The following is a 20,366-nucleotide window of genomic DNA, read 5'->3' as shown; positions in this document are numbered from 1 at the left end:
TTGTCCGATGCTGAAGCTGCAATAGGCATTCTGAATGCCGGACACGAAAAAGCCCTGATAAATCAGGGCTTTAACGTTAGAAGATGGCGGAGGCGATGGGATTCGAACTCATGGACCTGTTACAGTCGACGGTTTTCAAGACCGTTGCCTTAAACCACTCGGCCACACCTCCGTATTGCGTTGCGGGCGCCATAATACCCGAATGAAACACACTGTCAAACTCTCTACGTAGCTTGTTACAGAGCGTCTGTTATGATCCTTGCCACTGAATGTTTCAAAACCGGAGGAGTGTCGCCATGCGCGAACAGGATTACGCAGTGAACAACAGCGTGCAGGCTGAGCAGCTAGAGGTTAGCCGCGTCCTGCGCAACACTTATGGCCTGCTGGCACTCACACTCGCTTTCAGCGGTGTGATGGCCTACGTCGCACAACAGATGCGGGTGGGTTACCCGAACATCTTCGTCGTGCTGATCGGTTTCTATGGCCTTTTCTTCCTTACCAACAAACTCCGTGACTCGGCATGGGGCCTGGTGTCGGCTTTCGCCCTGACTGGTTTCATGGGCTTCCTGCTCGGCCCGATCCTCAATCGCTACCTGCAAATGCAGGGCGGCGCCGAAGTGGTCAGCTCGGCCTTCGCAATGACTGCCCTGGTATTTGGCGGCCTGTCGGCCTACGTGCTGATTTCCCGCAAGGACATGAGCTTCCTCGGCGGTTTCATCACCGCAGGTTTCTTCGTCCTGCTGGGCGCGGTGCTGGCCAGCTTCTTCTTCCAGATCAGCGGCCTGCAACTGGCGATCAGCGCCGGCTTCGTGCTGTTTTCGTCGGTCTGCATCCTGTATCAGACCAGCGCCATCATTCATGGCGGTGAGCGTAACTACATCATGGCGACTGTCAGCCTGTATGTATCGATCTACAACCTGTTCGTCAGCCTGCTGCAGCTGTTTGGCCTGATGGGGCGTGACGACTGATTGCTTGCGATGAGTGAAGAGTCCGCTTTGGCGTGATGCTGTTCACATAGAGACAACGGCGCTTCTTTCAGCAATGGGAAGCGCCGTTTTTTTTTGGCGCATTTGGAAGGGATGATGGGTATCCCCGTTTTTTCGGTAACGGCCAGTTAGGGGCCGCAGCAACACCGTCAACAATCCCCGGCTGACTATAAGGTCGCCTGGCCCCTCAAGAAAAAACGAACCCCAAGTGATTTATCGGGTTCTTACACTATGTTCCGCGATAAACGGGGCGTCCGGCGGGGCTGCGGTCTTGCCCACCAAACACTGCGATCAAAGGAGGCGACATGCCCAACTCCTTCCCTTCGCCCTGGTGGAAGAACGCTGTGATCTACCAGGTTTATCCACGTTCCTTTGCCGATGCCAACGGCGACGGCATCGGCGATCTTTCCGGCTTGACCGCACGCCTGGATCATCTGCAACGCCTGGGCGTCGATGCGTTGTGGCTGTCCCCGGTCTTTCGTTCCCCCATGTGCGATGCGGGCTACGACATTTGCGACTACACCGATGTCGACCCGCTGTTCGGCACCCTGGCTCACCTGGATGAATTGATCGCCCAAGCCCACGCGCGAGGCCTGAAGGTGTTGCTGGATTTCGTGCCCAACCACACTTCGGACCAACATTCCTGGTTCATCGAGTCGCGCGCAAGCCGCGACAATCCCAAGCGCGACTGGTACATCTGGCGCGACCAGCCGAACAACTGGCGTGCCTCGATCGACGGCGGCAGCGCCTGGACCTGGGACGAAACCAGCCAGCAGTACTACCTGCATTTTTTCCTGCCGCAACAACCCGACCTCAACTGGCACAACCCCGACGTGGTGGCGGCCATGCACCAGGTGTTGCATTTCTGGCTGGAGCGAGGCGTGGACGGGTTCCGTGTCGATGTGGTGCATTGCGTCGGCAAGGACCCGAGCTTTGCCGATGATCCGCGCTGCATGGCCGGTGAAACCATGGTCAAGATCAACGACCAGCCATACAGCCACGAAGTGTTGCGCGGCTTGCGCCGGTTGGTGGACAGCTACCCCGGCGAGCGGGTGTTGATCGGCGAGGTGAACATTCGCTCCACGGCCCAGGTGGCGGCCTATTATGGGGCGAGCGACGAACTGCACATGTCGTTCAATTTCCCGCCTTTGGACGCCCCCTGGGACCCGGTGGTATTCCGGATGTGCATACGCGAGGTGGAGAACGATCTTGGCCCGTTGCAGGCGTGGCCAACCTGGGTGCTGTCCAATCACGACAATAGCCGACATCGCAGCCGCTACGGCGGTTCGCTGCGCCGGGCCCAAGCCGCTGCGGTCCTGCTGCTGACGCTGCGCGGCACGCCGTTTATCTATCAAGGCGAAGAGCTGGGCCTGGAAGACACCGTGGTCACGGCCCAGACCCGCGTCGACCCGGGCGGCCGGGATGGCAGCCGGGCGCCGTTGCCCTGGACCGTCCAGGCGCCCCATGGCTGGGCCGGGGCCGCGCCGTGGTTGCCCTTTGCGCCACAAGCCGGCGTGTTGGCCGTCGAGGCGCAGGAACGAACACCCGATTCCACCCTGGCGCTGTACCGGCGCCTGCTGGCCTGTCGTCGCGCCAGCCTGGCGTTGCGCCTGGGCGCCTGGGAGGAACTGCCATCGCACCCACAAGTGCTGGCCTATCGTCGCCACTGTGAGGGCGATGAACGGCTGGTCTGCATCAACTTCGCCGACAGCGAACATACGTTCCCCCTGGCTGACGCCTGGCAGGTCGAAATCGCCAGCGACGGGGCGGGCGAAGGTCAAGTGTTCAGCGGCCGACTGGCTGCCGAGCAGGCTGTGATCCTGTGCCGATGAGGAGTGACCGATGAAAGCCAACTGGCACCGAAAGACCCTGATTTACCAGATCGATCCGTCCTTGTTTTCCGACAGCAATGGCGATGGCCGCGGCGACCTGAAGGGCATCATCCAGCGCTTGGATTATCTGAAGGCACTGGGCGTTGGCGCTCTCTGGCTGATGCCGGTGTACCGCTCGCCATTCAAGGACGCGGGTTATGACGTCAGCGATTTCATGGCCCTGGACCCACGCTTCGGCAGCGAAGAAGACCTGCGCCAGTTGATTGTCCAGGCCGGGGAGCGCGGCATGCGCGTCATCCTTGAACTGGTGGCGCAACACACCAGCGACCAACATCCCTGGTTCCAGAGGGCGCGGCGCGACAAGGACAGCGTCTACCGGGATTATTACGTCTGGTCCGACACTCCGGTGGACGACGGCAACCAACCGATCTTTCCGTCGGTGGAAGACAGCATCTGGCAATGGGACGAACAAGCCGGGCAGTACTACCGCCATCTGTTCTATCGCCATGAGCCGGACCTCAACCTGGCGAACCCACGTGTGGTCGAGGAAATCGAGCGCATCATGGTCCACTGGCTCGAGCTCGGCATCGCCGGTTTTCGCCTGGATGCCGCTTCGCACCTGGTGGAACAGGCCGGTGGCGAAGATGAAGAGAAGGGCGTCTGGGTACTGGACCGGCTGTTCAAGTGCATGACCGCCATCAACCCCGAAGGCGTGTTGCTGGGGGAGGTCGACGTCGAACCGGAGCGCTATAGCCATTACTTCGGAAACGGCGAACGCTTGGGGTTGGTGCTGGATTTCTGGGTTAACAACCATGTGTTCCTGGCGTTGGCTCGCGGCCAGGCCGAACCCTTACAGCGTGCCATCGCCCGGCGTCCCGCACCGCCGGACGGTGCCAGCTATGCGGTGTGGCTGCGCAACCATGACGAACTCGACCTGGAGCGCTTGAGCGCTGAGGAACGTGAGGAAGTGATGCAAGTCTTTGCCCCGGACCCGGACATGCGCCTGTATGGCCGGGGCATTCGCCGACGCCTGGCGCCGATGCTGGACGGCGATGTGCGCCATCAAGCGCTGGCCCAGGCCTTGCTGTTGTCGCTGCCCGGCACGCCCATCGTGCGTTACGGTGAGGAAATCGGCATGGGCGACGATTTGTCCCGTCCCGAGCGGCTCTCGGTGCGCACGCCCATGCAGTGGAGCAGCCAGGCCAACGCGGGCTTTTCATCGGCCCAGCGCCTCGTCGCTCCGGTGATCGATGAAGGCGCGTTCGCCTACACCCAGCTCAATGTCGAGGACCAGCTGAATGCCCCAGAGTCGTTGTTGGGCCGGGTGCGGCCATTGCTGTTGGCCCGCGCCGGCCTGCCTGAGGTGGGCGACGGCGAAGCCCGGCTGCTGACGGTCGATCACCCGGCGGTATTCGCCGTGGCCCATGTCGGCGAGGCCACTTCGGTGATGCTGGCCAACCTGAGCAACGACACGCTGACCGTGAAGCTGGACGGCCTGGACTTGCAAGGCTTCAAGGAAATCATTTCGGACAGCCAGTACCCGGCCGCCTTGGATCGGCAACTGACCTTGAATGGCTATGGCTATCGTTGGTGGCGCCGCACCGGATCAGAACAATAGCAGCACTACGGCCAACACCCCGCCGATTGCCAGCAACAGCGCCGATACTTGGGTGGAACTGAGGGCCAGCGCCGTATCCCGCGAACGACCGGAGAACCGCCCGCGTGTGCGGTGCAGGGACTCCTGCGGTTCGAACAGATTGTCCGGCCGTTGGCTGTTGTCGTCTTCGTTGGTCATTTGTCCGGAATACGCGTTGCGGGCCATCAGGCGATCGAGCAGTCCCGGCATCAGGCAGGTGCCAACGATGGCTTTCACGGAGGCGGCGCCGAGCCACAGCTCCCGGGGTGTGCGCTTGACCACGCTGAAAATCGCCCGGGCGGCCACGTCTGGATCGTGAATCGGCGGCACCGGCTGCACGCGCTTGCTCAACTTGTTGCGTGCCCAATCGAACTGCGGTGTGTTGATCGCCGGCAGTTGCACCATGCACACCCGGATGTCGCTGTGGTCGTGGAGCAGTTCGCAGCGCAGTGAATCGGTGAAACCCCGCACCGCGAACTTGGCCGCGCAATACGCTGCTTGCAGCGGAATGGCTCGGTAGGCCAGCGCGGAGCCGACTTGGATGATCACGCCGCGATTACGCGGGGCCATGAGCTCCAGCGCTGCCAGGGTGCCGCGCACGGTGCCCAGGTAGGTCACGTCCGTAACCCGGTGGATCTCGTCGGCACTCAGTTGGCGAATGGGAGAGAACACAGTGACCATCGCGCAATTGACCCAGACGCTGATCGGGCCGAGTTCGCGCTCCATTCGCTGGGCCGCGTCGGCTATCGCCTGGGCATCGGCCACGTCGACGCTGATCGCCAGGCAGGTCGCTCCCAATTGCGTCAACTCTTCTGCCGTGGCCGCCAGCGCCTGTTCGCCCCGGGCCAGCAACCCGACCCGGTAGCCGGCGACGGCAAACCGATGCGCCGTGGCGCGGCCGACGCCGGCGGTGGCACCACAGATCACCACGACAGGTGGGCTTTTTTCCTCCATGGCGCTCGCTCCGCAGTTCCTTGGCTGAGTCAGTGAGGCCGCGCGACGCCGCGCAGCAGGTTGGCGCTGAGCTTGTCGGCGTTGCAACTGGCGACATTGGCCAGCGAGACCATGCCCACCAGGCGCTTGTCGCGATTGACCACCGGCAGGCGGCGTTTTTCGATCTGGGCCATGTTCTTGGCCACATGGTCGATCTCTTCGTCGTCGAAGCAGTAGCGCACCTCATCGCTCATGATCCGACTGACGGGCATGTTCAGGTCCATGCCGTCGGCCATGGCCCGGACCACCAGGTCGCGGTCGGTGATCATCCCGGCCATGCGGTCGTCCTGGTTGATGATCAAGGCGCCGATGTCGGCCTGACGCATGATTTGCGCAACTTCGCTCAGGGGGGTATCGGGGGAGATCGTGCGTACTTCCCGACTCATGATTTCATTGATTTTCATCGTTGAATCTCCTTTCTCTCGGGTTTGACAGTGAGCCACGGCCCGGGCGGCGTGAGTGGCTTTACGGCGACCGGACGGGCTCCTCACTTATTGTGAAAATCCGGGTTGGCGATGGTTCAGGATTTTTGCCGGTGGGTTTGAAAGGCTGCACTTTTATGAAGCCGCTCGTGCAGGCTCGCACCATCGCAAGGCAGTTGTTGGCGCTTGCGAGACCGAAGTGAATACCGCTCGGCTTGCGGTGACTGGGCGGGCGTCTTCGCGGGCAAGCCCGCTCCCACAGGGGATCGTCGGTGGAGGGGAGGGCGTGGATAGGGTTGCCGATGAGGTTTGGCACGCTCGCTGCAAGAGGCTATCCAGGCCCGCCGCGAACACAGTCGAGTGGGCAGCCCCGTCGGTCAACGAAGATCGAGTGCCAGCAGGCCGGGGGATAACGGTAGGTCGGGGCGCAGTCGCCGGGCCGATACCGCACAGAACAGGCAAAGACGCCTGGAACCGCAAGGTTTCAGGCGTCTTTTTTTTGCTTTCAAAATCGTGATGGGCTTTTGTCGGGTGCTTTTTATGAATTCCAACGTTGCTTCTCTGAACAAGCTGCAAACGCTGATCGTGATCGGCAATGGCATGGTCGGCCATCACTGCGTCGAACAATTGATCGAGCGCGGTGCCCTCAATCATTACCGCGTGCATGTGTTCAGCGAAGAGCCGATGCGTGCCTATGACCGCGTGCATCTGTCCGAGTATTTCTCCGGGCGTGATGCCGAGTCCCTGGCCTTGGGCGAAGCGTCGTTGTACCAGACCCCAGGCGTCACGTTGCACCTGGGTGTACCGGTGCTGGAAATCGACCGCCAGGCCCGTGAAGTCGTGACAGCCGGCGAGCGTGTCAGCTACGACAAGCTGGTGCTCGCGACCGGTTCCTATCCCTTCGTGCCCCCGATCCAGGGCGCTGAAGGCGATTCGTGCCTGGTCTATCGCACCCTGGAAGACTTGGACGCGATCCGCGCCGCCGCCAGCAACGCCCGCCGTGGCGTGGTGGTGGGGGGTGGTTTGCTGGGCCTGGAAGCGGCCAACGCCCTCAAGACCCTCGGCCTGGAAGCCCATGTGGTGGAATTCGCCCCACGGCTGATGCCGGTGCAGTTGGATCCGCAGGGTGGCTTGGCCCTCAAGGCGCGCATCGAAAGCCTGGGCGTCGGCGTACACCTGTCCAAGGGCACCCAGTCCATCAGTGCCGGTGAGCAGTACCGTTATCGGATGAATTTCGGTGACGACGACTTCCTGGAAACCGACCTTGTCGTGTTCTCTGCCGGTATCCGCGCCCAGGATGCCCTGGCTCGCCAGAGCGACCTGCAGATCGGCCCACGCGGTGGCGTGGCGATCGACGATCATTGCCAGAGCAGCGATCCGGACATCTACGCCATCGGCGAATGCGCGGCCTGGAACGGCAGCATTTTCGGCCTGGTCGCCCCCGGCTACCAGATGGCCCGCAATGTCGCGGCCACGTTGTGCGGCGAAAGCGCTGAAGCCTTCACGGGTGCCGACATGTCCACCAAGCTCAAGTTGCTCGGTGTGGATGTCGGCTCCATCGGCGATGCCCATGGCAACACGCCGGGTTCGCGCAGCTTCCAATTCATCGATGAAACCAGCGCCAGCTACCGGCGACTGGTGGTGGACGCCGCCGGCAAGCACGTGATCGGCGCAGTGCTGGTGGGTGACAACAGCTACTACGACACCTTGCTGCAATACATGCAGAACGGCATCGCCTTGCCCAAGGATGCCGCCAGCCTGATCCTGCCATCGTCCGAGGGCGCTCCGACCCTGGGCCCGGCGGCGCTGCCCGAAACCGCTACTATCTGCTCGTGCCACAACGTCACCAAGGGCTCGATCTGTTCGGCCATCGACGGCGGTTGCACCGATCTTGGCCAGCTCAAATGCGACACCAAGGCCGGTACCGGTTGCGGCGGTTGCGCGGCGCTGGTCAAGCAGGTGTTCGAGCATGAGTTGATTGCCCGTGGCGTCAGCGTCGACAAGAGCCTGTGCGAGCATTTCGCCTACACCCGCCAGGAGTTGTATGCACTCGTGCGGGTGGAAGGCATCATCAGTTTCGAAGAACTGTTGGCCAAGCACGGCCGTGGCCACACCGGCTGCGACCTGTGCAAACCGGCGGTGGGCTCGATCCTGGCGTCGTGCTGGAACCAGCCGATCATGGACCCGTCCCTGGTGGCGTTGCAGGACACCAACGACACCTTCATGGCGAACATGCAGAAAAACGGCACCTACTCGGTGGTGCCGCGGATTGCCGGTGGGGAGATCACCGCTGACAAACTGATCGCCATCGGTGTGGTCGCCAAGAAATATGACCTTTACACCAAGATCACCGGCGGCCAGCGCATCGACCTGTTCGGCGCCCAGTTGCACCAGTTGCCGGACATCTGGTCCGAGCTGATCGAAGCCGGCTTCGAAACCGGTCACGCCTACGGCAAATCCACGCGCACGGTGAAATCCTGCGTGGGCAGCACCTGGTGCCGCTACGGCGTGCAGGACAGCGTGCAAATGGCGCTGACCATCGAGGACCGCTACAAAGGCCTGCGCTCGCCGCACAAGCTCAAGTTCGCGGTGTCCGGTTGCACCCGCGAGTGCGCCGAGGCCCAGAGCAAGGACGTCGGCGTGATCGCCACCGAGAAGGGCTGGAACCTCTACGTGGCCGGTAACGGTGGCATGCGTCCGCGTCACGCCGAGCTGTTCGCCACGGACCTGGACGACGCCACGCTGATCCGCTACATCGACCGCTTCCTGATGTTCTACATCCGCACCGCCGACAAGCTGCAACGCACATCGGTCTGGCGCGAAAGCCTGGAGGGCGGCCTGGACTACCTCAAGGACGTGATCATCCACGACAGCCTGGGCCTGGGCGCCGAGCTTGAAGCGCAAATGCAACTGGTGGTCGACCGCTACGAATGCGAATGGGCCAATGCCCTGAAGGATCCGGAGAAGCTCAAGCGTTTCCGCACCTTCGTCAACGACAAGCGCGGCGATCCGGACGTTCACTTCGTCCGCGAGCGCGGCCAGCGTCGGCCAGTGCATGCCCATGAACTCCACCTGATTCCCGTTACCGAGGAGGTGCTCTGATGAGCCAGTCAAACGTCGTTCGTATCGCTCAAGAATCCCTGCAATGGCGCGCCCTGTGCAGCCGTGAGGACCTGGTGCCCAACTCCGGCGTGGTCGCCTGGCACGACGGCAGCCAAGTGGCGTTGCTCTATCTGCCGGAACATGAGGACAAGCCGCTGTACGCCATCGACAACCGCGACCCGAAGTCCGGCGCGAACGTCATCGGCCGCGGACTGTTGGGCAGCATCAAGGGTGACCTGGTGATTGCCTCGCCGATGTACAAGCAGCATTTCCGCCTGGAAGACGGTCATTGCCTGGAATACCCGGAACAAAGCCTGCGGGTGTGGCCGGTGCGGCTCAACGGGGATGTGGTGGAGATTGGTGAAGACTGATCCACACCTGTGAATGAGTTAAAACCGCATGAAAACCTGTGGGAGCGAGCTTGCTCGCGATAGCGGTGTATCGGTCATTACTGATGCTGCTGACCCAGCGCCATCGCGAGCAAGCTCGCTCCCACAGGTAATGCCTTGACTGACAGGCCTGGGTTCAACCATGCCTTTAGCTGAATCTGGGGATGAACAATGAAAACCGCCGCCCAACTGGTCAGGCTCAAGAGCGTGCAGAACCAGCAGGTCCACAGCATCGCCCCCGAGCAGACGGTGCTCGAAGCCCTGCAAATCATGGCCGAGAAAAATGTCGGCGCATTACCCGTGATCGAGGACGGCCAGGTGGTGGGGGTGTTCAGCGAGCGGGACTATGCACGCAAGATGGTGCTCAAGGGACGCTCATCGGTGGGCACGACCGTGCGCACCATCATGAGCGCCCCGGTGATCACCGCCGACAGCCAGCAGAGCATCGACCGCTGCATGGAAGTCATGACCGACAGCCATTTGCGGCACCTGCCGGTGCTGGATAACGGGCAATTGATCGGCCTGTTGTCCATCGGCGACCTGGTGAAAGAGGCGATTGTCGAGCAGGCGGACTTGATCCGGCAGTTGGAGCATTACATTCGCGGGCATTGACCCCGATTCGTTGTCGCGGTGAATCGCTCCGCTGTTGTGGCGAGGGAGCTTGCTCCCGCTGGGCCGGTCCGACGCTTCGGGCGCAGCGGCCCCAAGCTTTTGCGGTTGCTGCACAACCGAGCGGGAGCAAGCTCCCTCGCCACAACAGCAGTTCACCGCAAGCCTACTTTGCATCCACCCCAATCCAGTGTGGGAGCGAGCTTGCTCGCGATAAGGCCTTTTTCAAGCCGCTCCCTTCAGCCCAACATCAACAATTGCCGAACCAGATTCGGTGTACTGCCAGTCCAGCGCTTGAACGAGCGCCGGAAGTTCGCCGTGTCGTTGAAGCGCAGGTACTGCGCCACTTCCTCGTTGCTGAACCCCTTGATCTGATACAGATACAAGGCCACATGGGTGTGCACCCGGTCCACCTGTTGCTGGAACCCGGTGTGGTGCTTGTGCAATTTGCGCTTGAGGGTCGCCGGGCTCATGGCGAAGGCCTGGGCGGTCTGTTCCAGGCTCGGCGTCTGCTGCACATGGGCGTGCAGGTAGTCGTAGAGGCAATCCAGGAAACTTGAGGCGAAACCCAGTTGATCGAGCTGGTCCCGGGCTTCGATCCGCGCCACCTGGCCGGCGGTGGCCGAGACGTTGGGCCAGGGCTGGGCAAGGCAGCGGCGGGGCAGGCGCATCAGGTCCAGCGGGCGGTCGAATTGGGTGTGCTCACCCAGGTGCACCCAATATTGTTCGACGTAACGCGGCTCGCCGTGGCGAAAACTGCACTGCCAGGGCAGGCGTTCGCCGCTGAGCCAGGCACTCATCGCCACCATTGAGGTCATGCTCGCTTCCAGCACGAAGCGCCATTGTTCGTCGGCACCGCAGCTGTCCAGCCAATGGACATAGGCGTAGTGCTCGTCCAGCAACAGGCGCGGAGCCGCCAACGGGCTGAGCAGCGTCTGCTGGTCGATCAGGGTCTGCAGGGCCTGATGCAAGTTCTGCGCGTGACGCAAAGCGTGGCTCGCGGGGCCGTAATGCCCCGGCAACAGCCGCTGGCCAAACAGGAAACTGCTGTCGCTGGCATCCAGCAGGCGCCGGCTGTTGTCGATCAGGCCGAGGAACTGCTGCGGGCTGATGCGGCTCTGCCCGGCGAGAATATCGTCATGGAACAGCCCGGTGCCGCGCAGGAGGCGGTGGCTGTCGATGTCCCGCGACAATGCCAGGTCGATCAGCGCGGCGGGTTGATAGTGTCCCGGAATGAAGCGGCTGTCGGTTTCGTACCAGCAGGTCTTGAGCGTCATGCACTTTTCGCCAACAGGGTCCGGGACTGGGCGAGCGCCAGGTTCAGGCGTTTGAGCAAGGCGTCGGGGGATTCGTCGAACGCCATCACCACCGCTGTGCTGGCGGCCAGTTGGAGCCGCTCGCCGTGTTGTCGAGTCTTGTGAGCCAGGCTGCGCACTGCGATTTCCAGTTCCAGGGCCAGGCGTCGGGCCTGGCTTTCGCCGGTGTCGGGCAGCAGCACCACGAAGCGATCACCGGCCAGGCGGCACAGCAGGTCCTGGCGGCGCAGGTTCAAGACCAGTAACTGGCTGATCGCCTGCAATACCGCATCGCCTTCGCCGTGGCCGAAACGCTGGTTGATAGCGGTGAAGTTATCCAGGTCCAAGGCCAGCAGCGACAGCGGTTGTTGGCGACGGCGGCTGTCCTCCAGGCTGGCGGACAGCTCATGCTTGAGAAAATCAGCGCCACCCAACGGTGTGAGCTTGTCGAACAGACGGTGCTCACGGAACAGTCGCTCGCGCTTCTCCATCTGACCATTGATTGCCAATTGTTCGCGGTGCCAGTGGTAGATGCCGAGGGTCAGCAGGATCATGCCCAGCGGCATCGGTCCGGATTCGAGCCAGTGATCCCAGGTGATGCTATCGGGCAGGCGGATGAATTCGTCGAGGCTGTCGATCCACCAGGAAAAGAAGATGCAGCCCAGGCCCAGGACCAGGTAGTTGGTGACCCGGCCAGCCGGGCGGCTTTTGAGTACCAACCCCAGCCAGACCAACGCCAGCAGCGCCGAGCCACCTTCACCGAGGATATCCAGCCAGACCCATTCGGCGATGGGTTTGAGTTCGCCGCTGGCCAAGTGCAGGAGCAACCCGAAGTTGGCCGCCAGCAGGAGCAGGGCGAGTTTGAAACGGTGCGGGCGGAGCACGGAGAACATGGCCGGAATCCTTTGCCAGAAGCGGAATGCGGCCCAGCACAGCAGATGAATGTGACAGTGCGGTGACGGCAGGTAATGGGGTGGGGGAGGTCGAATCAGCTCATCGGTTATCCGGATTTTTTTGACGCAATCCTTGTGTCGAGGGAGCTTGCTCCCGCTGGGGTGCGAAGCGCCCCTCCAAAAAACCAAGCGCCACGATACTTGCAGGTACGCCGCATCGTCCGATCTGCGGCTGCTGCGCAGCCGAGCGGGAGCAAGCTCCCTCGCCACGAGGACCCGCACCCGTCGTAAAAGAGGGTCGTATCAGCTCATTGTGTGCCACGAATCCACTCAAAACCTACCCGCTTGGCTTCTGCGACCCCTGCCTGTCACAGAACCGTCATTCCCCACCCCTAGCGTGCCCTCCCAGTTGCCGGGCCATTGCCTGGCGGATTTCCGGATTCCTGGGGAGGATCACCATGTATCACCGCACAAGCACTGTCGGGCTCGTCGGTTTCACCTTCACCGCGTTGGCCATGGCGATTGCCAGTGAGCGACTGAGCGCCGCCGAGCAGGCGGCCGGTGCCATGGAATACGTTGAAGTGGTCGGCCAGGCGGCCAGTATCGACCAGGCCCTCAAGGAGCAGCGCAGCGCCGACAGCATCAAGAGCGTGGTGCACGCCGACGGCGTGGCGCAATTGCCCGATGAAAACGTCGCCGAAGCGGTGCAGCGCCTGCCCGGTGTCAGCGTCGAGCGCGACCAGGGCGAAGGCCGGTTTGTCAGCGTGCGCGGCCTGGGGCCGGACCTCAACAGCGTGACCATCAACGGCACCCTGGTACCGGCGCCGGAAAGCGAGCGTCGCGCCGTTGCCCTGGACGTGTTGCCGTCGGAGCTGGTGCAGTCGTTGTCGGTGATCAAGACCCTGACGCCGGACATGGACGCCAACTCCCTGGGCGGAACGGTGGACGTCAAGAGCCTCTCGGCCTTCGATCACAAGGGCCTGTTCTATACCGGCAGCGGCGAAGCCAGCTACGACAAGAACACCGGCCAGACCAGCCCGAAATTTTCCGGCGCCATCAGCGACCGTTTCAGCCTTGGCGATGGCATCGACAACTTCGGCGTGGCCGCGGCACTGAGTTGGCAGAAACGTGACTTCGGCTCGGACAACGTCGAAACCGGCGGCGCCTGGGACTTCGAACAAGGCTCACGCCTCGAAGAGTTCGAACAGCGCGACTACGACATCCGTCGCGAGCGAGCCGGCGGCGGCTTGAACTTCGATTACAAGCCCGATGACGTCAGCAGCTATTACCTGCGCACGCTCTACAGTCGCTACAAGGACAGCGAAACCCGCAACGCCACCAGCATCGCTTTCGAAGACCCGCAGGCCGCCGGTGAACTGGGCGACGCCGAGGGCCAGCGCAGGCTCAAGCAACGGGAAGAGACCCAGGAAATCCAATCCTACGTGCTCGGCGGCGAACGGATGTTCGGTCTGTGGACCCTGAGCGGCCAGGGTGGCTACAGCCAATCCAGCGAAGACAGCCCCGGCCACATTGCCGGTGCCACCTTCGAAGGTATCGATGGTTTCGACGGCGGTTTCCATGACAACGACAAGCCGCGGCCAATCATCGGTTCGGGCTTCTACGATCCGGCCAACTTCAGCCTCGACAAGGTGGACTGGGAAGCGCAAAAAACCACCGATACCGAGAAAAACCTGCGCCTGGACCTGGCCCGGGACTATGACCTCGGGGGATATGCCTCCCAGGTCAAGTTCGGCGGCAAAGTCAGCCGGCGGGACAAGGACAACGACCTGAACGCGTGGGTCTACGAGGACTTCGGCGACCTGGGTTTCACCGACGAGCAACTGAACCTTGGGCAGTTCCAGAAAGGCAACGTGGATTACCGCCTCGGCCGCTTCGGCCCAGGCATCAGCGCCGATGCCATCAAGCAGTTGTTGGGCGGCCTCAATCGCGATGATTTTTTTGATGAGCAAGAGTCGCGTGTCAACGACTTCAAGATGAGCGAGGACATCAACGCCGGCTACCTGATGAACACCGTCGACATCGATGACTGGCGTTTCATCGCCGGCATGCGCTACGAAGGCACCGAGTTCGAAGCCAAGGGCACCGGCGCCACCGATGGGGTATTTACCGATACCGAGACCCGACGCAAGTACCACCACTGGCTGCCGGGACTGCATGCACGCTACCAACTGGACAAGAACACCCAGGTGCGTGCTGCGTGGACCAAATCCGTGGTGCGCCCGACCTTCGGGCAACTGGCGCCGGGGTTTGTCATCGACGATGACGAGGCCACTTTCGGCAACCCGGACCTCAAGCCGCTGGAATCGAGCAACCTGGACCTGGGCATCGAGCACTTCATGGGTCACGCGGGCACGGTCTCGGCCTTTGTGTTCTACAAGGACATCAAGAACTTCGTCTACAACACCGACCTGGCCGGCACCGGCGCCTGGGCTGATTTCGCCGAAGCCCACAGTTACGCCAATGGCGACAGCGCCAAGCTGTATGGCCTGGAATTGGCCTACTCGCAAAAATTCGATTGGCTGCCAGCACCCTGGAACGGCCTGCTGCTCGGCGCCAACACCACCTTCAGCCGTTCGGATGCCGAGATCGAGGGTTTCGACCAGGCCAGTGGCACCCAGCGCAAGCGCAGCATCGACTTGCCGAATCAGTCGGACACGGTCGGCAACCTGATGTTGGGTTGGGAAAACGACAAGCTGAGCCTGCGGTTGTCGGCCAACTACAAGTCAGCGTACCTGTTCGAGCTGGCATCCATCAGCGACCGCGACCATGACCTGCACGTCGACGCCCAGACCTTCGTCGATTTCAGCGCGCGTTATTCCCTGACCAAGAACCTGCAAGTCAGCCTCGAGGCCCAGAACCTCACCGACGAGTCGTATTTCGTCTACACCGGCCACCGCTCCTATAACGGCCAGTACGAAGAGTACGGCCCGACGTACAAGCTGGGGCTGACGTTTACCCATTTCTGACCACCGATGCCAATCCCTGTGGTGAGGGCGCTTGCTCCCGCTGGGCTGCGCCGCAGACCTTTCTTGTGGGCGCTACGCACCCAAGCGGGAGCAAGCTCCCTCGCCACGGAAAATAGCGAACCTGCGATTTCTGAGTTCGGCCCAACGACAAGGATTTTCCCGTTGAACACGATGTTGTCTTTACCCACACGCTACCTGCTGGCGATGCTTGTCAGCCTGGCATCGGTCACCGCCCTGGCCGCTTCCCCAGCGCCCAAGCTGAAGCTGCGACCTTGGCCTCAAGCCCAGCAACTGTCGCTCAATACCCTGGGATTCTTGCCAGGCGCTGCAACGACCGAGCGGCTGGCCAGTGCCCGCGAAGGCTTGTTCTTGCTCGATGACCAAGGTCGCGAATTGACGCGCCTGAAGGGCGCCTTCGACGGCCTCGACAGCCGTGCGCTTGGCGCGAACGTGCTGGTCGCCAGCCTCGACAGCACGCGCCAGCAAGCGTTGGTCGTCAGCCTCGATCCACACCACCGCCAGTGGGGTACGCCGTTATACCTGCCCACGCGGGACTTCCCGGTAAACGGTCTATGCCTGTACCGCGACGAAGCGAGCAACGTGTTTGTGTTCCTGGTGGGCGAAGAAGGCAAGGGTGAGCAATGGCTGGTCGGCGCGGGCGAGCACCTGAGTGCGACTGCCCACCGAGTACGTGGCTTGCCGCTGCCACCCGATGCGAAGACCTGCCAGGTACAGGACGACAGCCAGCAATTGTTTGTCAACGAAGAACAGGTCGGCTGGTGGGCCTACCCGGCATCCTCCGAAGCCGAGACCGTGCGGTTGCCGGTGGCGATGCGTGCGCCGTTCGGCGATATCCAGCAGGCGGCCGGCGCCCTGGCCGTGGTGTCCGGCGGTGTAGTGGGCCTTGACCCCAACGCCGCGCAGTTGCATCTGTATCAGCAGGACGGTGAACGCTGGGCACCACGCGCCAAGCTGTCGTTACCAGGCCTGAAGGAGCCGGAAAGCCTTGCGGCACGCCGGACGATAACCGGTATCGAAGTGCTGCTGCGCGACGATGACGACGGACACCTGTACCAGGGTGAACTCGACTGGCAACCCAGCCCCGCGCCGTTGGCGCCGGTCCTGCCGAGTGTCGCCGCCATCGCCCAGAGTGAACCAGTGGCCCGTCAGGGTGATGCCGCGGATGACCCGGCGATCTGGGTACATCCGACCGCGCCCGGGTTGAGCCGGGTGTTGGGCACCAACAAGAAGCAAGGCCTGCTGGCCTACGACCTGCAAGGCAAGTTGCTGCAGGAGCTGCCAGTCGGGCGCCTGAACAACGTCGATGTGCGGCCTGGCTTCAAGCTGGGCACGCAAACCGTCGACCTGGCGGTGGCCAGCAACCGTGATCGCAACAGCTTGAGCCTGTTCAGCATCGACCGTGCCAGCGGCGAGTTGCGCGAAGCTGGGGAGATTGCGACGTCCTTGAAAGACATCTACGGCATCTGCTTGTACCAACCGGCCGAAGGTGAACTGTATGCCTTCGCCAACGGCAAGGACGGGCGCTTCGAGCAGTACCGCCTCAGCGCGCCGGACGGCGTAGTGCGCGGCCAGTTGGTGCGCCAGTTCAGCGTCGCCAGCCAGCCCGAAGGGTGCGTGGCCGATGAGCAGCGCCAGCGCTTGTTTCTGGGTGAGGAGGACGTGGGCGTCTGGACAGTGGATGCCCGGGCCGAACAACCGGCCACGTTGAACAGTGTGATCAAGGTCGGCCCGTCGTTGCACGCTGACGTCGAAGGCATGGCCTTGTATCAGGCCGAGGGCCGCGACTACCTGGTGATCTCCAGCCAGGGCAACGACAGCTACCTGGTGCTCGATGCCGAGCCGCCCTTCGCCGTGCGCGGCGCCTTCCGAGTCGGCCTGAACGCGGCCGCAGGGATTGATGGCGCGTCGGAAACCGATGGCCTGGAAGTGATTTCGGTGAACCTCGGCGGGCCGTGGAGCCAGGGGATGCTGGTGGTCCAGGATGGCCGCAAGCGCATGCCCGAGCAGACCCAGAACTTCAAGTTCGTGCCCTGGGCCGACGTCGCGAAAGCGCTGGGCCTGCCTTGAGCGACGTTGTCATCAACCGGTCACGAACATTTCATCGAATAACCGCCAGACAGGAGTTTCAACCATGCAAGCCACTTTGGAACACATGACGATCTGGGGCCTGATCAGCGATGCGAGTCTGCTGGTCAAGGCGGTCATGCTCACGTTGCTGCTGGCCTCGTTATTGAGCTGGTACCTGATTATCCAGCGCAGCGCCGTGCTGCAGCGCTACGAGCGGCAGCTCAACGGTTTCATGCAGCGTTTTCGCGGCGCACAGGACCTGTTGCCCTTGTACCGGGAACACGCACAAGTGCGCGAAGAAGACGGTGGCGTCACGCCGATTTTCCAGGCGGGTTTGCTGGCTTTCACTCAGCTCAACCAGCCTTCCAGCACGCCCGAGGTGGTGCTGGAAGGCGTCGAGCGGTCGCTGCAGGTGGCGATCAGCGAACAGGAAGTCCACTTGGAGAAGGGTTTGCAGTTTCTTGCCACCGTCGGCTCGGTCAGTCCTTACATCGGTTTGTTTGGCACGGTGTGGGGGATCATGAATGCGTTTATCGGCCTGTCCCAAGTGCAGCAGGCCAGTCTCTCCACCGTGGCGCCGGGCATCGCCGAGGCGTTGATCGCCACGGCCATCGGCTTGTTCGCCGCGATCCCGGCGGTGATTGCCTATAACCGTTTCGCGGCCCGTGGCCAGACGCTGCTGACCCGTTACTACGCGTTTGGCAACGAGCTGCAGGCGCGTCTGCACCGCAAGCTGCACGGTGCCCCGGCGAACATGGCCGCGGCCGCTTGAAAGGAGAGGGCAAATGCTCGTCAAGCCACAACGAAAGCACGGCCCGAAGGCCGAAATGAACGTGGTGCCGTACATCGACGTGATGTTGGTGCTGCTGGTGATTTTCATGGTCACCGCGCCGATGCTGACCCAGGGCGTGAAGATCGAACTGCCCAAGGTCGCCAGCGAAGCATTGGCCACCGACAGTCGCCAGCAAATCCTCACCCTGTCGGTCAAGGCCGAGGGCGGTTACTACTGGAACCTGGGCGGTGAACTGGACACCCATCACCAGACCGACAGCGCCGTGGATCTGGAACAGATGCGCGCCAAGGTGGCGCAGGTCGTGGCCGAGCGCAGCGATACCCAGGTGTACATCCGAGCCGACGAGCATGCCGATTACGGCCGGGTCGTCGCGGCCATGGCCGCGTTGCAGCAGGGCGGCGTGAGCAACCTGGGACTGGTGACCGAGGCGCCGCAATGACGGCGATGATCATGCACAGTCCTTCCTTGAGTGTGCCTGCCCTGGGGCGCAGCTTCTGGAAAAACAGCCTGGCGGCAGGGCTCGCCGTGGCTTTGCACGCCGCGATAGTCGGGGCGTTGGTGTTGGGATGGCGCGTGGAGAAACCCGCCGCCGAAACGCCGCGGGTGCTGCGCACGCAACTGGTGATGCTGCCGGCGGCAGCGGTACCCGAAGCGCCTGTACCGGCGGCTGTGACCCCTGTTGCACCCGCCGCGGTCGAATCTGTTCCGCCACCCATGGACGCGCCGCGCCCTGTCCCCACCAAGCCATCGGTGGACCCGCGAGTCCAGGCGCAGAAGCTGGAACAGGCGACACTGGCCCGCAAACGGGTCGAGGAGCAAAGGCGCGAGCAACAGGCCCAGCAGCAGCGCGAACGCCAGGAAAGCGAACGACGCAGGCAAGACGCCGAGCGGCAGGCTGCCGAACAGCAGCACCAGGCCCGGCAAGCGCAGGAACTCGCCCAACAACGCCACGCTGAGCAGGCGCGCCAGGCCGCCGCCGACAGCCGCAGCTACCAACCGCTGAGCAAGCAAGCCCCGGATTATCCGCAACGCGCGCTGGACAAGGGCCTGGAGGGCGATTGCACGGTGGAATACAGCGTGATGCCGGACGGGCGGATCGACAGCCCCAAGGTCATCGACGGTTGCCATCCATTGTTCATCCGCCCGTCCCTGGCCGCTGCCCAGGCGTTTCGTTATCAGCCACGGATCATCGATGGCAAGGCGGTGACGGTGCCAGCGGTGCGCAATACGTTTCACTACCGGATCAAATGAAATACCTGTTCCGGGCAGGCACCGAAATACCTGTGGGAGCGAGCTTGCTCGCGATAGGGCCAGGCCAGTCAACATCAACGGTGGCTGATGCACCGCTATCGCGAGCAAGCTCGCTCCCACAGAAGTCTGTGTGTCGCCAGTCGATCGCCCCTGCACTCAAGAGCCTGATTGCTGCGCTATAAGGCCTTTACTTACGGTAATGACTCGGCGCCACGCCCACTTCGCGGCGGAAGATCTGCGAGAAGTGACTGGCGCTGCCATACCCGACTTCCAGGCCGATATCGATGACGCTGCGCTCGGTTTCCATCAACAATTGGCGGGCCCGGGCCATTCTCAGCTGGATGAAGTACTGCGAGGGTGAGCGGCCGGTGGCGCGCTTGAACTGGCGGCTGAAGTGGTACTCGCTCAGGTCAATGGCCTGGGCCAGGTCAGCGAGGCAGAAAGGTTCGGCCAGACGTTGCTCCATCAAGCCGATGACGCGCTTGAGCTTGAAGGCGGGCAGGGCGTTGCGGCCGGACATGTCCTCGGCCTCGGCATCGAGGTAATGCCGCGCCAAATGCACCGCCACACATTGCGCCACGCCCTGGATCAGCAAAGCACTGGGTTCACCGCGTCGGGTCAACTCTGCCCGAATCTGTTCGAGCAAGGCCGAAAGGACTTCGTCCTGCCCGCCGGAGACTTCCCGCAACTGGATTGCGCCGCTGCCGCCGGCTTCGGCGATGGCGCGCTCCAGCAATGCCAAACCCAAGTACACGTGCATGACCACGAACGGCTCGCGGCTGGTCACGTGCCAGCGCATCTCATAGGGATCTGGGGACGCGGTCAGGAAAAAATCTGCGCGGCGCACCGTATTCGCTTCCCACTCACCGTGGCCGGCGCGTTCCTCGACAATGGCCTCCCCGGATAACACCCAGACGAGCAACGGCTCGGCCACCGCCGGCACGACGACGTGGGCTTCGCTGCGCTCACGGACAAAGATCTCCACCAGGATATCCTTGCTCGATACGCCGTCGGAAGTGGCCAGGCGTTCGCCGCGAATGTGCGCTTGCAGGCCGTTTGCCGATGTTCGTTCGGTGACTTCCATGCTTCG

Annotated in this window: 16 protein-coding genes and 1 tRNA gene; 11 read left to right on the top strand and 6 right to left on the bottom strand. The window is 62.6% G+C overall.

The genetic code is table 11. The features are described 5' to 3' along the window. Positions 1–84 precede the first annotated feature (84 nt). A tRNA-Ser gene (locus J3P85_RS14045) sits at positions 85–172 on the bottom strand. A 124-nt stretch (positions 173–296) separates the two neighbouring features. Here J3P85_RS14045 and J3P85_RS14040 point away from each other — a divergent pair. The 3 genes from J3P85_RS14040 to J3P85_RS14030 all read left to right on the top strand — a co-directional run bounded on the left by J3P85_RS14040 (position 297) and on the right by J3P85_RS14030 (position 4,436). Then, positions 297–968 carry a Bax inhibitor-1/YccA family protein gene (locus J3P85_RS14040; protein ID WP_014338124.1) on the top strand — a complete coding sequence of 224 codons (672 nt, stop codon included), beginning with the start codon at positions 297–299 and terminating at the stop codon, positions 966–968. 323 nt (positions 969–1,291) lie between these two features. Next, complete coding sequence (locus J3P85_RS14035; RefSeq protein ID WP_434706253.1) at positions 1,292–2,818, top strand: alpha-amylase family glycosyl hydrolase; 1,527 nt, start codon at positions 1,292–1,294, stop codon at positions 2,816–2,818. Positions 2,819–2,828: 10 nt separating this feature from the next. After that, the gene (locus J3P85_RS14030) at positions 2,829–4,436 is read left to right on the top strand and encodes an alpha-amylase family protein (RefSeq protein ID WP_434706252.1); all 1,608 of its coding nucleotides are present in this window, start codon (positions 2,829–2,831) and stop codon (positions 4,434–4,436) included. Here J3P85_RS14030 and J3P85_RS14025 read toward each other — a convergent pair. Further along, complete coding sequence (locus J3P85_RS14025) at positions 4,425–5,408, bottom strand: SDR family oxidoreductase (protein ID WP_434706251.1); 984 nt, start codon at positions 5,406–5,408, stop codon at positions 4,425–4,427. The genes J3P85_RS14030 and J3P85_RS14025 overlap by 12 nt on opposite strands. Positions 5,409–5,437: 29 nt before the next feature. Further along, entirely contained in the window at positions 5,438–5,851 is a 414-nt protein-coding gene (locus tag J3P85_RS14020) for a CBS domain-containing protein (protein WP_434706250.1), read from the bottom strand. Between the two features lie 558 nt (positions 5,852–6,409). On the opposite strand from J3P85_RS14020, the gene nirB reads away from it, so the two are divergent. The 3 genes from nirB to J3P85_RS14005 all read left to right on the top strand — a co-directional run bounded on the left by nirB (position 6,410) and on the right by J3P85_RS14005 (position 9,972). Further along, the gene (nirB, locus tag J3P85_RS14015) at positions 6,410–8,971 is read left to right on the top strand and encodes a nitrite reductase large subunit NirB (RefSeq protein WP_434706249.1); all 2,562 of its coding nucleotides are present in this window, start codon (positions 6,410–6,412) and stop codon (positions 8,969–8,971) included. Continuing rightward, positions 8,971–9,342 (top strand): nitrite reductase small subunit NirD, encoded by a 372-nt coding sequence (gene nirD, locus J3P85_RS14010; protein ID WP_186706795.1) that lies wholly within the window; start codon positions 8,971–8,973, stop codon positions 9,340–9,342. Before nirB ends, nirD begins: the two co-directional genes overlap by 1 nt. A 189-nt stretch (positions 9,343–9,531) precedes the next feature. Then, a complete protein-coding gene (locus J3P85_RS14005; RefSeq protein WP_018610425.1) occupies positions 9,532–9,972 on the top strand; it encodes a CBS domain-containing protein in 441 nt (146 codons plus the stop codon). A 236-nt stretch (positions 9,973–10,208) separates the two neighbouring features. Here the strand turns inward: J3P85_RS14005 and J3P85_RS14000 are convergent, their stop codons facing one another. Both J3P85_RS14000 and J3P85_RS13995 read right to left on the bottom strand, forming a co-directional pair. Then, on the bottom strand, positions 10,209–11,246 hold the full coding sequence (locus tag J3P85_RS14000; protein ID WP_434706248.1) for an AraC family transcriptional regulator ligand-binding domain-containing protein: 1,038 nt from the start codon (positions 11,244–11,246) through the stop codon (positions 10,209–10,211). Beyond that, positions 11,243–12,157 carry a GGDEF domain-containing protein gene (locus J3P85_RS13995; RefSeq protein ID WP_411384617.1) on the bottom strand — a complete coding sequence of 305 codons (915 nt, stop codon included), beginning with the start codon at positions 12,155–12,157 and terminating at the stop codon, positions 11,243–11,245. The genes J3P85_RS14000 and J3P85_RS13995 overlap by 4 nt, the downstream gene beginning before the upstream one ends. A 458-nt stretch (positions 12,158–12,615) precedes the next feature. Between J3P85_RS13995 and J3P85_RS13990 the strand changes: the two genes are divergently transcribed. The 5 genes from J3P85_RS13990 to J3P85_RS13970 all read left to right on the top strand — a co-directional run bounded on the left by J3P85_RS13990 (position 12,616) and on the right by J3P85_RS13970 (position 19,276). Continuing rightward, positions 12,616–15,144, top strand: a complete 2,529-nt coding sequence (locus J3P85_RS13990) for a TonB-dependent receptor (protein WP_434706247.1) — start codon at positions 12,616–12,618, stop codon at positions 15,142–15,144. 171 nt (positions 15,145–15,315) lie between these two features. After that, positions 15,316–17,232 (top strand): phytase, encoded by a 1,917-nt coding sequence (locus tag J3P85_RS13985; protein ID WP_434706370.1) that lies wholly within the window; start codon positions 15,316–15,318, stop codon positions 17,230–17,232. A 64-nt stretch (positions 17,233–17,296) separates the two neighbouring features. Then, positions 17,297–18,004: a protein TolQ gene (tolQ, locus tag J3P85_RS13980; protein WP_411384619.1), complete on the top strand. Its 708-nt coding sequence runs from the start codon at positions 17,297–17,299 to the stop codon at positions 18,002–18,004. 13 nt (positions 18,005–18,017) lie between these two features. Continuing rightward, entirely contained in the window at positions 18,018–18,464 is a 447-nt protein-coding gene (gene tolR, locus J3P85_RS13975) for a protein TolR (RefSeq protein WP_186706804.1), read from the top strand. After that, positions 18,461–19,276: an energy transducer TonB gene (locus J3P85_RS13970; protein ID WP_434706246.1), complete on the top strand. Its 816-nt coding sequence runs from the start codon at positions 18,461–18,463 to the stop codon at positions 19,274–19,276. Before tolR ends, J3P85_RS13970 begins: the two co-directional genes overlap by 4 nt. Before the next feature lie 187 nt (positions 19,277–19,463). On the opposite strand, the gene J3P85_RS13965 is transcribed toward J3P85_RS13970, so the two are convergent. Then, a complete protein-coding gene (locus tag J3P85_RS13965; RefSeq protein WP_434706245.1) occupies positions 19,464–20,360 on the bottom strand; it encodes a helix-turn-helix domain-containing protein in 897 nt (298 codons plus the stop codon). Between the last annotated feature and the right edge of the window lie 6 nt (positions 20,361–20,366).

This window comes from Pseudomonas sp. Z1-12 (assembly GCF_051132015.1).
GTDB classification, from domain to species: Bacteria; Pseudomonadota; Gammaproteobacteria; order Pseudomonadales; family Pseudomonadaceae; genus Aquipseudomonas; species Aquipseudomonas zanjanensis.
The sequence above is the reverse complement of the archived record's forward strand: the minus strand, read 5'-3'. Positions and strand labels throughout refer to the sequence as shown.

Excerpts from the sequence above, each read along its gene's own strand:
- nirB (WP_434706249.1), top strand. The coding sequence starts at position 6,410 with ATGAATTCCAACGTTGCTTCTCTGAACAAGCTGCAAACGCTGATCGTG.
- J3P85_RS13985 (WP_434706370.1), top strand. The coding sequence starts at position 15,316 with ATGTTGTCTTTACCCACACGCTACCTGCTGGCGATGCTTGTCAGCCTG.
- J3P85_RS13990 (WP_434706247.1), top strand. The coding sequence starts at position 12,616 with ATGTATCACCGCACAAGCACTGTCGGGCTCGTCGGTTTCACCTTCACC.
- J3P85_RS13995 (WP_411384617.1), bottom strand. The coding sequence starts at position 12,157 with ATGTTCTCCGTGCTCCGCCCGCACCGTTTCAAACTCGCCCTGCTCCTG.
- J3P85_RS14040 (WP_014338124.1), top strand. The coding sequence starts at position 297 with ATGCGCGAACAGGATTACGCAGTGAACAACAGCGTGCAGGCTGAGCAG.
- J3P85_RS14035 (WP_434706253.1), top strand. The coding sequence starts at position 1,292 with ATGCCCAACTCCTTCCCTTCGCCCTGGTGGAAGAACGCTGTGATCTAC.
- tolR (WP_186706804.1), top strand. The coding sequence starts at position 18,018 with ATGCTCGTCAAGCCACAACGAAAGCACGGCCCGAAGGCCGAAATGAAC.
- J3P85_RS13970 (WP_434706246.1), top strand. The coding sequence starts at position 18,461 with ATGACGGCGATGATCATGCACAGTCCTTCCTTGAGTGTGCCTGCCCTG.
- tolQ (WP_411384619.1), top strand. The coding sequence starts at position 17,297 with ATGCAAGCCACTTTGGAACACATGACGATCTGGGGCCTGATCAGCGAT.
- J3P85_RS14025 (WP_434706251.1), bottom strand. The coding sequence starts at position 5,408 with ATGGAGGAAAAAAGCCCACCTGTCGTGGTGATCTGTGGTGCCACCGCC.
- J3P85_RS14030 (WP_434706252.1), top strand. The coding sequence starts at position 2,829 with ATGAAAGCCAACTGGCACCGAAAGACCCTGATTTACCAGATCGATCCG.
- J3P85_RS14020 (WP_434706250.1), bottom strand. The coding sequence starts at position 5,851 with ATGAAAATCAATGAAATCATGAGTCGGGAAGTACGCACGATCTCCCCC.
- J3P85_RS14005 (WP_018610425.1), top strand. The coding sequence starts at position 9,532 with ATGAAAACCGCCGCCCAACTGGTCAGGCTCAAGAGCGTGCAGAACCAG.
- nirD (WP_186706795.1), top strand. The coding sequence starts at position 8,971 with ATGAGCCAGTCAAACGTCGTTCGTATCGCTCAAGAATCCCTGCAATGG.
- J3P85_RS14000 (WP_434706248.1), bottom strand. The coding sequence starts at position 11,246 with ATGACGCTCAAGACCTGCTGGTACGAAACCGACAGCCGCTTCATTCCG.
- J3P85_RS13965 (WP_434706245.1), bottom strand. The coding sequence starts at position 20,360 with ATGGAAGTCACCGAACGAACATCGGCAAACGGCCTGCAAGCGCACATT.